Below are 12,507 nucleotides of genomic sequence, written 5' to 3' on the forward strand. Positions count from 1 at the left end.
GAAAGCCGATGCCCGATCCGTCCGGATCAACCGACTTGTTCGAAAACCCGCTCGGCCTCGACGGTTTCGAATTCATCGAATTCTCCGCCCCTGAAGCAGGCGTGCTTGAGCCGGTGTTCGCGCGCATGGGTTTCACCCATATTGCCAACCATCGGTCAAAGCGCGTGCAGCTCTGGCGGCAGGGAGGGATCAACCTGATCGCCAACTATGAACCGCGCAGCCCGGCGGCCTGGTTTGCGGCTGAGCATGGCGCTTCGGCGTGCGGCATGGGCTGGCGCGTGCGCGATGCAGCCAAGGCCTATGCCGAGGCACTGGCCCGTGGGGCCGAGCCGGTTGAAGTGAGTACCGGCCCCATGGAACTGCGTCTTCCCGCTATCCGCGGGATCGGCGGTTCGATTATCTACCTGATCGACCGCTATGGCGAAGATTTGTCGATCTACGACATCGACTTCGTCTATCTGCCCGGAGTTGATCGCCAGCCAGCGGGCGCGGGCTTTCACACCATCGATCACCTGACGCACAACGTTTATGGTGGCCGCATGGCGCATTGGGCGGCATTCTATGAGCGCGTCTTCGGGTTTCGGGAAATCCGGTATTTCGACATCAAGGGCGAATATACCGGCCTGACCAGCCGCGCGATGACCGCGCCTGATGGCAAGATCCGCATCCCGTTGAACGAGGAAGGCGGCAAGGGTGGCGGCCAGATCGACGAATTCCTGCGCGCCTACAACGGTGAGGGCATCCAGCATATCGCCTTTGCCAGCGATGATCTGATCGCTGGCTGGGATCATCTGAAAGCGTTGGGCAATCCGTTTATGAGCCCGCCGCCCGCAACCTATTACGAGATGCTCGATGAGCGTTTGCCAGGCCATGGCGAGCCGGTGGAGGAGTTGCAGCGTCGCGGCATCCTGCTCGATGGCTCGACCACGGCGGGCGATCCGCGCCTGTTGCTGCAGATCTTTTCCGAAACCCAGATTGGCCCGGTGTTTTTCGAGTTCATCCAGCGCAAGCGCGACGAAGGATTTGGTGAGGGCAATTTTACCGCCTTGTTCGAAAGCATGGAGCGCGATCAGTTGCGTCGGGGCGTGCTGCAAGTTGCGGAGGTGGCTCAGTGACCGCGCCCGTGCTGCAGCGCATCCACCACGTCGCCTATCGCTGCCGCGACGCCAAGCAGACGGTCGAATGGTATGCCCGCGTGCTGGGCATGGCCTATACTACCGCCTTTGCCGAGGACCATGTGCCGTCCACCGGCGAGTTCGACCCATACATGCACGTGTTCCTCGACGCTGGGGGCGGCAATGTGCTGGCGTTCTTTGAATTGCCGCAACAGCCTGAGCAGGGACGCGACCCCAACACCCCGACATGGGTGCAGCATTTGGCGTTCGAAGTGGCGGACGAGGCGGCTCTGCTCGCGGCCAAGGCACATATCGAGGCGCAGGGCGTCGATGTGCTTGGGCCGACGTATCACGGCATCTTTCGTTCGATCTATTTCTTCGATCCCAGCGGCCACCGGCTGGAACTGGCGTGCAACATCGGTACGGCGGCGCAATATGCCGAGCTGCGCGATCTTGCTCCGGTCATGCTGGAGGAGTGGAGCCAGACCAAGCGCGCCCCACGCCATGCCGAATGGCTGCACAAGGAGCCGCAGGCGTGATCGACCATACCCACGATGTCGGGGCATCGAGCTGGGTTCCCGGCGCCAACGAGCATCCCGACTTTCCGGTGCAGAACCTGCCGCTGGGCGTATTCTCGGTCGGCGGTGGCGAGCGCCGCATCGGTACCGCCATCGGTGAGCATGTGCTCGATCTGACCGAGCTTGCGCCCAAACTGCCGATGCCGGTGCGCGCCGCGCTGGCCGAACCAACGCTCAACGCACTGTTCGCATTGCCCGGCACCGACCGACTGGCCTTGCGTCAGGCGGTGTTTGCCTTGCTGACCAGCGAGGGGATGCAGCATCGGATCATGCCTTTCCTGAAGCCGTTGGCCGATTGTACGCTGCATTTGCCGTTTCGCATCGGCGATTACACCGACTTTTATGTCGGCATCCATCACGCCACCGCCATCGGCAAGTTGTTCCGCCCCGACAATGCGCTGCTGCCCAACTACAAGCATGCGCCGATCGGCTACCACGGACGCGCTTCGTCGGTGCGGGTTTCGGGCACGCCGGTGGTCCGTCCGCGCGGGCAGATCAAGGCACCCGAGGCGGATGCGCCGGCACATGCGCCTGCGCGGCGGCTCGATTGCGAGTTGGAGCTCGGCGTATGGATCGCGGGCGACAACGATCTGGGCACGACCATTCCGGTCGATCTGGCGTGGGATCGCATCGGCGGGCTGACCCTGCTCAACGATTGGTCGGCGCGCGACATCCAGGCTTGGGAATATCAGCCACTGGGGCCATTTCTGGCGAAGAACTTCCTGACGACGATTTCGCCGTGGGTGGTTACCACCGAAGCTCTGGCGCCGTTCCGGGTGGCGCAGGCCCCCCGACCAGACGGCGACCCCGCGCCTTTACCCTATCTGCAAAGCGCAGATGACCAGACGGAAGGCGCACTGTCGATCGATCTGGGCATCACGCTGTCGACAGCGGCGATGCGGGACAAGGGACTGGCGCCGCAACGGTTGGCGCAGGGCAATTCGGCCGACGCGATGTATTGGACGATGGCGCAAATTGTCACGCACCATGCCGCGGGCGGATGTGACCTGCATGCAGGTGATTTGCTCGGCACGGGTACGCTCTCCGGCCCGGCCAAGGGCAGCGAAGGCAGCCTGATCGAGCTGACCGAAGGCGGCAGACGTCCGCTCGTGCTGGCCGGGGGCGAGACGCGCACATTCCTTGAGGATGGCGATGAACTGGCGCTGGTCGCGCATGCCCGGCGCGAAGGCTATCGCTCCATCGGCTTCGGTCCTTGCGTGGGCAGGGTGGTTCCTGCGGCATGAGCCTGACCCTGCACGGCTATTGGCGTTCGGGTGCGGCATGGCGGGTGCGGATCGGACTTGCGCTCAAGGGTCTGGATCACGCCAGCGTGCCGCATGACCTGCGGCTGCGGAAGCAGGCGTCACCAGCGTATCTTATGCTCAATCCGCAAGCGCTAGTGCCCGCGCTGGACACGGGCGAGGGGGTGCTGATCCAGTCGCTCGCGATCCTTGAATGGCTGGACGAGGCCTATCCACAACCATCGCTGCTGCCGTTCGACCGGTTGCAACGGGCGCATGTGCGCGGCCTTGCTCAATTGATTGCCAGCGATGTGCATCCCTTGCACAACTTGCGCGTGCTGCAGGCGCTGCGCGGCGATCTCAATGCCAGCGAGGCGCAAGTTCAGGCATGGATCGCCCGCTGGATCGGCGCGGGGCTGGCGGCGCTTGAAGTGCAAGTGGCAAGGTATGGTGGTGTGTTTGCCTTTGGCGATGTGCCGACGATCGCGGATTGCTGCCTGGTGCCGCAGGTCTATTCGGCACGCCGGTTCGGTGTGGATCTGCAGGACTTTCCGCGCGTGGTGGCAATCGATGCGCATTGCGCCACCCTGCCGGCATTCCAGATCGCCCATCCCGATCAACAGGCCGATGCCTCATGACCCCAACCGATGACTGGATCATTCCGCAAGAATGGTCGAGCTATACCGCCGAACAGCATGCGACGTGGGACACGCTTTTCGCGCGGCAGGCAAAACTTTTGCCCGGACGGGTCGCGCCTGCGTTTCTTTCCGGTCTCGAGTTCCTGCGTCTGGCCAAGCCGGGAATTCCCGATTTCGAGGAACTGTCCGAGCGTCTGATGAAAGCCACCGGCTGGCAAGTGGTGGCGGTGCCCGGACTGGTGCCCGATGATGTGTTCTTCGACCATCTCGCCAACCGCCGGTTCGTTGCGGGCAATTTCATCCGGCGGGCTGACCAGCTGGACTATCTGCAAGTGCCCGACGTGTTTCATGACGTGTTCGGACACGTTCCGCTGTTGGCGGACCCGGTGTTCGCCGACTACCTTCAGGCCTATGGCATCGGCGGCCAGCGCGCCAACGGACTTGGTGCGATCCGCAATCTGGCGCGGCTCTATTGGTACACCGTCGAGTTCGGACTGGTCCAGACCACTGATGGCTTGCGCATCTACGGCGCCGGGATTGCTTCGTCCCACAGCGAGTCGATCTTTGCGCTTGAGGATCCATCGCCCAATCGTATCGGGTTCGATCTGCAAAGGATCATGCGGACCCTTTATCGCATAGATGACTTCCAACAGACCTATTTCGTTATCGACAACTTCGAAGCATTGCTCGAAACCACACTGACCACAGATTTCGCGCCGTTGTATGATGCTTTGGCATCGGCGGAAGACATCGCCGTCGACCAGATCGAACAGGGTGATCGGATCATTTGGCGCGGAACGCAGTCCCATGCCCACGCCGCCTAGCTTACAGGAATACCAAGACAACATGCTTCGTACGCTCTATCCGCCGATCGAACCCTACGAGACCGGCACGCTCGATGTCGGCGATGGCCATGTTATCTATTACGAGCGTAGCGGAACACCGGGCGCAAAGCCGGCCGTGTTCCTGCATGGCGGGCCGGGCGGCGGGTTTTCTTCGGTGCATCGGCAACTGTTCGATCCTGCGCTATATGATGTGGTGCTGTTCGATCAGCGCGGCTGCGGACGATCGACGCCGCATGCATCGATCGAGGCGAACACGACCTGGCATCTGGTTGCGGATATTGAACGGTTGCGCCTGCTTGCCGGGGTCGATCAGTGGCTCGTTTTCGGCGGGTCTTGGGGTTCGACGCTGGCGTTGGCCTATGCTCAAGCGCACCCTGACCGCGTGAGCGAACTTGTCCTTCGCGGTATCTACATGTGTTCGAAGGCCGAACTGGACTGGTACTATCAGTTTGGCGTCTCGCAAATGTTCCCGGACAAGTTCGAGCGGTTGACCGCGCTGATCCCCGAAGCCGAGCGAGCCGACCTGCTGCGCGCCTACCATCGCCGCCTTACGACGGGTTCGACGGCCGAACAGATCGTCCTTGCCCGTGAATGGAGCCGGTTCGAGGGCGAGACCGTAACCTTGCTGCCCGATACGAAAATGGCGGCGCAACATGATGATGACCAGTTCGCGCTGGCTTTCGCCCGGCTGGAAACGCACTACTTCGTCAACAACTGCTGGCTGGCACCGGGCCAACTGCTGCGTGATGTCGGCAAGTTGCGCGGGATCCCCGCCACGATCGTGCACGGTCGCTACGACATGCCGTGTCCGGCCATTACTGCCTGGTCACTGCACAAGGCATGGCCCGAATCCGAACTCCACATCATCGAGGGTGCTGGTCACGCCTTTTCCGAACCGGGCATTCTCGATCGCTTGGTCCGCGCCACCGACGCTTATGCGCACAATTGGGGATCGGCCCTGGCATCCGGCTGAGCGTTGACACACCCGGTCGCATGCACGACCTTCCGAGGCGCTCCGGCTTGACAGTTTTCCATTCAGGACGTTAATTTCTTATCGGACAATTGCGCCAGTCGCCGTGTTTTGTGAGATCGGCTGCAGGGCGGCCAGCAAGGAGATGGGGATGGATCGGCGTGACATTCTGAAGGTTGCCGTGCTCGCGGCAGGCGGAACAGCAGTCAGCGCACCAGCCGCAGCGGCGACCGCTCGCAAGAGCGCGCTTTCCCTTGGTGCCACCGGCGATGCCAAGCGCTACGCCGGGGCCCTGCAACGGATTGCCGCCTACGCCGATGTGCACCGCCGCGAATATGGTCTGCCTGGTTTGACACTCGTCGTGGTGGCGCCCGGTGGCTACTCCGCACAAGTCCGCTCGGGCTTTTCGCACGTCGAGCGGCAGGAAGCGCTGCGGCCGGATCATCTTTTTCAGATCGGTTCGATCTCAAAGTCGTTCGTTTCGCTTTGCATTCACCAACTGGCGCAGGAAGGTCGGCTGTCGCTTTCGGATGACATCCGCAAGGTGTTGCCCGAGGTTGCTTTGCCGCCCGAACCACCGATCACGTTGGTCAACCTGATGGATCATTCCAGCGGGTTGCCTGATAGCGCGCCGCTGTTTCCGCGCACCCCGGACGGTAAGCTGTGGTCAGCCTTCAAGCCGGGAAGCGCCTGGTCCTATTCGAACACGGCCTACCAGCTCCTTGGCAAGGTCATCGAGCGATTGGATGGCAGATCACTGGCTCAAAGCCTTGAACGGCGGATTTTTGCGCCGCTTGGCATGACCGGTGCCCGGGGCGCCATCTTCGCCTCCGATCGCGACCGTTACGCAGCAAGTTACACCGCCTTTGATGCTGGCGTGGACTCCCATATTCACGGGCGGCTGGGCCCGGCCGCGTGGATCAACACCACCACTGGTGCCGGATGCATCGCGGCAACGACCGGCGACATGGCGCATTGGTTGCGATACCTTGTCTCAGCCGGTTCCGGCAAGGGCGCGCCACTGCTCTCCGACGACGGTGCGCGCAATTTCACAAATGCCACCGCCGCTGCTCCCAATTGGCCTGTTGGCAACGGCACCGCGCGCTATGGCGCGGGTCTTGCCCACGTACCGGTCGAGGGGCGCACGATCATGCACCATACCGGAGGGATGGTCTCGTTTTCGTCGTCGATGCATGTCGATCCGGTGGCGGGGGTCGGCTGCTTTGCCAGCACCAATTGTGGCCAGCAGGACTATCGCCCCCGAGATCTGACGGCGTATGCCTGCGCAGTTTTGCGCAACGTGATCGAGCCGCACGCCGGTCTTTCGCCCAAACCTGCACCGATCAAGCCCGCGCCCAAGCCGGCGCCGATTGCAAAGGCTGGGCCGGTTCGCGCCGATCTGGCAGCGCTGGCCGGTCGCTACGAGAACGACAGCCCTTGGTTCGGCGCCGTGCAGATCGAGGCGCATAGCGACGGCCTTTATCTTGACCTTGAAGGCAATAGCATCCCGCTTGAAGCAAATCCGGATGGCTATTGGACGCTCAAAGTTCCGGCCAGCACCGAACGTTTCCGGTTTGAAGGTCTGGTCAATGGGCGGCCGCAGGTGCTGAATTTCTCCGGCAACGATTTCGAACGGCGCGACACCTGATTTGTGGCACAGAGTCGGTCGTGCAGGGCGCTCTAGCGCGACCGACCCCGCGCCGTTACCGGCCACAAGGCGCGCAACGTCTCGCCCTCGATCACGTGATAGGTGTCGTAGAGATTGACCGTGGGGTCGCAGTGCGGGGTTGCCAGTGTTACCACATGGCCCAGTGGCAGCGTGCCGCTATTGGGCAACAGCAGCGCGCCATGCTCGTCACCCATGAAGCGGTAAGTCGCGCCGGAGGGAGCACCCTTGACCACGGTGGGTACTCCGGCATCGCTTGAAAACGCCTTTAGCCCGGCATCGAGCGTGACCAGCCCCGGCGTATTGGCGCTGACCACGCGCGCGTCGACCAGCAAGGCTGTCTCGAACGGAGCCGCAAGGCCATCGCCGCAAAGGTCACAGGCGGCATATTCGGCGTCCATGAACACATAGGAGCCAGCCTGAAGTTCGGTGAACAGGCCAAGATCGGGGTCGATTCGATGGGTGCCTGTGCCTCCACCAGTAACGATGCCGGGGCCGCCGCCCGCTTCGGTCAGGGCATTGATGAACGCCTGCAAACGAAACCTTAGCGTTTCCATTGCGTCCCGACGCTTGTCAAAGCTTGGGATGTGCTGCTGCGCTCCGCAATAGAATTGCACCCCGGCATAGTGCAGATCGTGTTCGCTACCGATCGCGTCCAGCAATGCGACGGCGGTGTCCGGTGTGGCGACGCCGGTGCGATGAATGCCCGGATCGATATCGATGATTACGCGCAAGGGCTTGCCCGCTGCGCGCGCCGCCTTACCCAGTTCGCGCACGTTTTCGGGATTGTCGACGACGCATATCAGATCGGTCGTGCGACAATTGAGCGCCATCAGCCGCGCTATCGCTTGCGGCGTGACGACCGGCGATGTCAGCAAGATGCCTTCTGTTACGCCGTTGTCCGCCATCGCTTCGGCCTCGCCAAGCTTCGCGCAGCAAATCCCGACCGCGCCCGCATCGATCTGACGCCGGGCGATGTCATGGCTCTTATGCGTCTTGGCATGGGGTCTAAGCTGCAACCCCCTGGCCGCCACGAACCGCGCCATTGCCGCAATATTTCGGTCGAGCGCGCCACGGTCGATCAACAGCACCGGCGTGTTCAATCCATCGCGCGATGCCGGTTGATCGATCAGATGGCGATGCAGGTCGTCGTCGGTCATGGTCGGTGCGTTCCCATCTGCGCGCTTGGCTGAAGTGCGCAAGGGCGGACCTGCTTTCAAGCCGCATTCACAGCGTTGGCAAGGTCTTGCCCGGATTCATCAGTCCCTTGGGATCGAGTGCGTGCTTGATCGCCCACATCACTGACAGCGCTTCGCCGTGTTCGCGACGCATGGCGTCCAGCTTGTGCATGCCCACGCCATGTTCGCCGGTGCAGGTGCCGCCGTGGTTCTGGGCGATCATGCTGACCTGTTGCATCAGCGTTTCTGCCCGAGCTCTGGCGGCCGGATCGTTGGGATCGAACATGGCCATCATGTGGAAATTGCCGTCCCCGACATGGCCGACAACCGGACAGATCAGCCCCGACGTCTCGGCCGCCGCATAACAGGCCGCCAGGCAATCCGCGAGTTCGGAAATCGGCACGCACGCATCGGAGACGATGCTTTCGCAACCCGGCGCCAAAGTCCGCCCTGAATAATAGGCATCGTGGCGGGCTTTCCACAAGCGGGTGCGCTCCTCCTCGCGTTCGGCAAAGCGGAAAGCCGATCCACCAAAGTCGTCGGCAATCTCGCGCAACGTCGCGATCTGTTCGGCCACGGCAGCCGGTCCGCCATGGAATTCGAGAAACAGGGTTGGCAGCGGTGCCAAATCGGTCAGTTTTGAATAGATCGCCGCGCCCTTCATCGCCAAATGATCGACCAGTTCGATCCGCGCCATCGGAATGCCGATCTGCAAGGCCAGCATCACGGTGCGCACCGCACTGTCGACATCGGGGAACTGGCAAATTGCCGATGAAATGGTTTCCGGCACTCCGAATACCCGCACCTGCAATTCGGTGATGACGCCAAGCGTGCCTTCGGAACCGACATATATCCTGGTCAGATCGTATCCAGCCGAGCTTTTGCGAGCGCGCCCTCCGGTATGGATGATCTCACCTGATGGCGTGACCACGGTCAGGCCGAGCGTGACTTCGCGCATCGTGCCGTAGCGGACGGCGTTCGTGCCCGATGCGCGGGTGGCCGCCATGCCGCCCAGCGTCGCGTTGGCACCCGGATCGAGCGGAAAGAACAGGCCAAGGCTTTTCAGTTCGGCATTGAGGCCGATCCGAGTGACCCCGGCCTGGACTTTGCAGTCGAGCGATTCAGCATTGATCTCAAGCACTTTGTCCATGCGCGACAGGTCAAGCGAGAGCCCGCCAAATGGCGCGCAGACATGCCCTTCAAGCGATGTGCCAACCCCGAACGGGATGATCGGCATCGCATGGGCATTGCAGGCGCGCACAATCATGGCAACTTCGCCGGTGCTTTCGGGAAAGGCGACCAGTTCCGGCGGATGCAGGTCGCTCAGACCTTCTCCGCGACCGTGTTGTTCGCGGATCGCGGCGTTGGTGCTCAGGCGAGTGCCCAGCAACGGCGAAAGTTCGGCATGGACCGCCTCGGCACGCGCCGCCCGCGCGGAGAGGGAAGGCAGGATGGGTGAGGGCGCAGCGGCAGAAGTCTGCGCGCGCGCGGTCAGGGTGGCTTGGGCATGTGTCATCGTGAATACCTCTGGCTAAGCCGCCTTTGAAGCGCCGTCGGTCCGGCCGCTCTGGATCATCGCGGCGGTGCTCGGCAAGTTGCGCAAGCGCGCGCCACAGGCATCGTGGATCGCGTTGGCAATGGCTGCGACCACCGGCGGCAAAGCTGGTTCGCCAAGCCCGGTCGGCGGATTGTCGGTGATGTGGAAGTGGACGTCGACTTGCGGTGCGTCGGGCATGCGCACCAGATCGAAGTCCGAGAATTGGGTTTGCGCGGGGGCGCCCTTGTCGAACCGTACTTCGTTGCGCAGATGTGAAATCCCGTCGATCACCGCGCCCTGCACTTGCGCCTCGGCATTGACGGGATTGATGATGGTCGAGCCGCAATCGCCCACCACCCAGACCTTCAGGACGCGCCATTGGCCATCGGCTTCGACTTTGACTTTCGCCACTTCGGCAAAATAGCCGCGATGACTGAAATAAGTGGCGACACCGAAACCGATCCCGGGCTTGCGCGGGGCTTTACCCCAGTCCGAACGTTCGGCAACGCGTTCGAGCACGGGCACCATGCGACGCAGGTCATAGGTCGGTTCGCCCGGCTCGCCCGACGGCGGGGGTGGTTCATTCACGTGGGCACGCATCTGGGTCAGGCGGAACTGGAGCGGATCTACGCCGGCCGCATTGGCCAATTCGTCGCAAAAGCATTCGTGAACGAACGAGAGCGCGTTGGAGATAGGCGCGCGCAGCCATCCGGTCGGCGCGATCGCCGCGATGTCGGACTGTTCCAGCCGGTAATTCGCCGCAATTGCTGCGGGCGCCATATCGGCATTGATCTCGCCGCCGTCGATCAGCTTGCCGTCACGGGTGAACGTTACGCCGTGTACTGCATAGGCGATCAGGCGTCCGCTTTCATCGAGGCCACCCTTCAGCCGATGATAATTGCCTGGCCTGAAATAGTCGAAGGCAACGTCATCTTCGCGCGGCCAGAGCAGTTTGACCGGCACTTGCGCCTTGATCGCGATGGCCGCCGCTTCGACCATCACATCGTTCATGATGCGCCTTCCGAAACCGCCGCCGCACCGACGCATGTGCACCGTGATGGCTTCGGGCTTCAGCCCCAGCGTCTGTGCGACAAGGTCGCGGCCTTCGTTGGGGAATTGGGTCGGCGCCCAGATTTCCAGTCCCGTCGCTGTCGGGCTGACCGTGCAGTTCTGCGGCTCAAGAGTCAGATGGGGCAGGAACGGGGTCCGGTATTCCGCTTCGACCCGGTGTGCCGCCTTTGCCAGCGCGGCTTCGACGTCTCCCTTGTCGGTGAGGCGTTTGCCCGATCCTGCGAGCAGGGTGTGGGCCTGAGCCTCGTAACCGGCACTGTCGTGGCTTGCGCCGTATCCGTCGTCCCATTGGGCGTTCAGCAGGTTGCGCGCCTGATTGACCAGCCACCAGTTCCTGCCGACGATGGCCACGCCTGGCGCATAGCCCGGTGCAAGACCGATCTGTGCGCCCGCTGGTGGCTTGATGCCTTCAAGGACAAACACCTGCTCGACACCCGGTGCCTTGCGCACGGCATCGAGATCGGCATGCTTGAGCTTTGCGCCATAGACCGGCGACTTGACATAAACGGCATATTTCATGCCGGGAACGACGGTGTCGATGCCGAAAATTGGCTCGCCATGGACGATGGCGGGTGTGTCGATGCCGGTATGCGGGGTTCCGATGATCCGGTAGTCCTTGGCCTCCTTCAGCTTCAGCGCCTTGGGGTCGGGCGCGGGCAGTCGCGATGCTTCGAGCGCAAGGCTGCCGTAATCGATGCGTCTGCCCGTTGCGGGGTGGATCACTTGTCCCGACCGCGTGATCAGACTTTCGGGCGCAACTTTCAGCCGCGTCGCTGCAGCCTGTACCAGCACTGCGCGGGTGGCCGCGCCGACCTGGCGCATCATCTCCCAATTGATCGGCACCGCCATGCTACCGCCTGCCCATTGCAATGGATAGCGACGCCCATCGACCGGCGCGAAGGCAACCCGCACGCGGTCCCAATCGACGTCGAGTTCTTCGGCGATCAGCATCGGCAGCATCGTCTTTGTGCCCTGACCCATGTCCGGGTTCTTGGCAAAGATCTGCACGATGCCGTCCTGCCCGAGCACGACATAGTCGCCCACGGCTTGCGCTGCGCCTTCCGCCCTGGCGGCGTTCTGCACGTCAAAACCCACCAGCAGCGCGCCTGTGGCGGTCGCGCCGACGGTGATGAGGAACTGTCTGCGTGTGGTCATGATCAAACCTCGCGATTGTCAGAGGCGTCGATTCCGGCGGCTGTCTTGATCGCCGCGCGGATCCGGGTGTACGTGGCACAGCGGCAGAAATTGCCGCGCATGGCGTCGTCTATCTCGGCATCCGACGGTTTCGGTGTCGAACGCAGCAAGCCGCTCGCCGCCATCATCTGCCCCGCCTGACAATAGCCGCATTGCGGCACGTCGAGATGCATCCAGGCAGCCTGAACCGCCTTGCCCACGGGGGTTTCGCCAAGCCCTTCGACAGTGGTGACAGCCTTCGCTCCGATCGATCCCACAGGCGTCACGCAAGCGCGCGTCGGCTCGCCATCTATATGGACGGTGCAGGCACCGCATTGTGCGATGCCGCAGCCGAACTTGGTTCCCTTAGAGCCCGATTCAAAAGTCTGTCATGCGGCTGAAAGTCGCGCAATTCTGCGGGTTAGCATCCGGATAGAAGCGATATTCGCCCACGCGGTCGAGCTCTCGATGGAGCGTTCCCAGTCTTTGGCGAGG

Annotated in this window: 10 protein-coding genes and 2 pseudogenes; 7 read left to right on the forward strand and 5 right to left on the reverse strand. The window is 62.6% G+C overall.

Going from position 1 to position 12,507, the window contains the following annotated elements; all coding sequences use genetic code 11:
* Positions 1-8 precede the first annotated feature (8 nt).
* The 7 genes from hppD (at position 9) to LDN95_RS20180 (ending at position 7,035) form a co-directional block, all read left to right on the forward strand.
* Complete coding sequence (hppD, locus tag LDN95_RS20150) at positions 9-1,115, forward strand: 4-hydroxyphenylpyruvate dioxygenase (RefSeq protein WP_226019344.1); 1,107 nt, start codon at positions 9-11, stop codon at positions 1,113-1,115.
* A complete protein-coding gene (locus LDN95_RS20155; protein ID WP_226019345.1) occupies positions 1,112-1,654 on the forward strand; it encodes a VOC family protein in 543 nt (180 codons plus the stop codon). Before hppD ends, LDN95_RS20155 begins: the two co-directional genes overlap by 4 nt.
* Positions 1,651-2,937, forward strand: a complete 1,287-nt coding sequence (gene fahA, locus LDN95_RS20160) for a fumarylacetoacetase (RefSeq protein ID WP_226019346.1) — start codon at positions 1,651-1,653, stop codon at positions 2,935-2,937. Before LDN95_RS20155 ends, fahA begins: the two co-directional genes overlap by 4 nt.
* Positions 2,934-3,572 (forward strand): maleylacetoacetate isomerase, encoded by a 639-nt coding sequence (gene maiA / locus LDN95_RS20165; protein WP_226019347.1) that lies wholly within the window; start codon positions 2,934-2,936, stop codon positions 3,570-3,572. The genes fahA and maiA overlap by 4 nt, the downstream gene beginning before the upstream one ends.
* A complete protein-coding gene (phhA, locus tag LDN95_RS20170) occupies positions 3,569-4,396 on the forward strand; it encodes a phenylalanine 4-monooxygenase (protein WP_226019348.1) in 828 nt (275 codons plus the stop codon). Before maiA ends, phhA begins: the two co-directional genes overlap by 4 nt.
* 22 nt (positions 4,397-4,418) lie before the next feature.
* Positions 4,419-5,390 (forward strand): prolyl aminopeptidase, encoded by a 972-nt coding sequence (gene pip / locus LDN95_RS20175; protein WP_226019349.1) that lies wholly within the window; start codon positions 4,419-4,421, stop codon positions 5,388-5,390.
* Between the two features lie 148 nt (positions 5,391-5,538).
* On the forward strand, positions 5,539-7,035 hold the full coding sequence (locus tag LDN95_RS20180) for a serine hydrolase (protein WP_226019350.1): 1,497 nt from the start codon (positions 5,539-5,541) through the stop codon (positions 7,033-7,035).
* Between the two features lie 32 nt (positions 7,036-7,067).
* Here the strand turns inward: LDN95_RS20180 and LDN95_RS20185 are convergent, their stop codons facing one another.
* The 5 genes and pseudogenes from LDN95_RS20185 to LDN95_RS20205 all read right to left on the reverse strand — a co-directional run.
* Entirely contained in the window at positions 7,068-8,213 is a 1,146-nt protein-coding gene (locus tag LDN95_RS20185; RefSeq protein WP_226019351.1) for a DSD1 family PLP-dependent enzyme, read from the reverse strand.
* Positions 8,214-8,280: 67 nt separating this feature from the next.
* The gene (locus LDN95_RS20190) at positions 8,281-9,747 is read right to left on the reverse strand and encodes an FAD-binding oxidoreductase (protein WP_226019352.1); all 1,467 of its coding nucleotides are present in this window, start codon (positions 9,745-9,747) and stop codon (positions 8,281-8,283) included.
* A gap of 15 nt (positions 9,748-9,762) precedes the next feature.
* Positions 9,763-11,994 carry a xanthine dehydrogenase family protein molybdopterin-binding subunit gene (locus tag LDN95_RS20195; protein ID WP_226019353.1) on the reverse strand — a complete coding sequence of 744 codons (2,232 nt, stop codon included), beginning with the start codon at positions 11,992-11,994 and terminating at the stop codon, positions 9,763-9,765.
* A gap of 2 nt (positions 11,995-11,996) precedes the next feature.
* Positions 11,997-12,377 (reverse strand): annotated as a pseudogene (locus LDN95_RS20200) ((2Fe-2S)-binding protein); the annotation flags it as partial.
* A 24-nt stretch (positions 12,378-12,401) separates the two neighbouring features.
* A pseudogene (locus LDN95_RS20205) lies at positions 12,402-12,507 on the reverse strand (IS5/IS1182 family transposase); the annotation flags it as partial.

It is taken from the genome of Novosphingobium sp. FKTRR1 (assembly GCF_020404405.1).
Classification (GTDB): Bacteria; Pseudomonadota; Alphaproteobacteria; order Sphingomonadales; family Sphingomonadaceae; genus Novosphingobium.

Excerpts from the sequence above, each read along its gene's own strand:
- LDN95_RS20185 (WP_226019351.1), bottom strand. The coding sequence starts at position 8,213 with ATGACCGACGACGACCTGCATCGCCATCTGATCGATCAACCGGCATCG.
- pip (WP_226019349.1), top strand. The coding sequence starts at position 4,419 with ATGCTTCGTACGCTCTATCCGCCGATCGAACCCTACGAGACCGGCACG.
- LDN95_RS20195 (WP_226019353.1), bottom strand. The coding sequence starts at position 11,994 with ATGACCACACGCAGACAGTTCCTCATCACCGTCGGCGCGACCGCCACA.
- phhA (WP_226019348.1), top strand. The coding sequence starts at position 3,569 with ATGACCCCAACCGATGACTGGATCATTCCGCAAGAATGGTCGAGCTAT.
- LDN95_RS20190 (WP_226019352.1), bottom strand. The coding sequence starts at position 9,747 with ATGACACATGCCCAAGCCACCCTGACCGCGCGCGCGCAGACTTCTGCC.
- hppD (WP_226019344.1), top strand. The coding sequence starts at position 9 with ATGCCCGATCCGTCCGGATCAACCGACTTGTTCGAAAACCCGCTCGGC.
- maiA (WP_226019347.1), top strand. The coding sequence starts at position 2,934 with ATGAGCCTGACCCTGCACGGCTATTGGCGTTCGGGTGCGGCATGGCGG.
- LDN95_RS20180 (WP_226019350.1), top strand. The coding sequence starts at position 5,539 with ATGGATCGGCGTGACATTCTGAAGGTTGCCGTGCTCGCGGCAGGCGGA.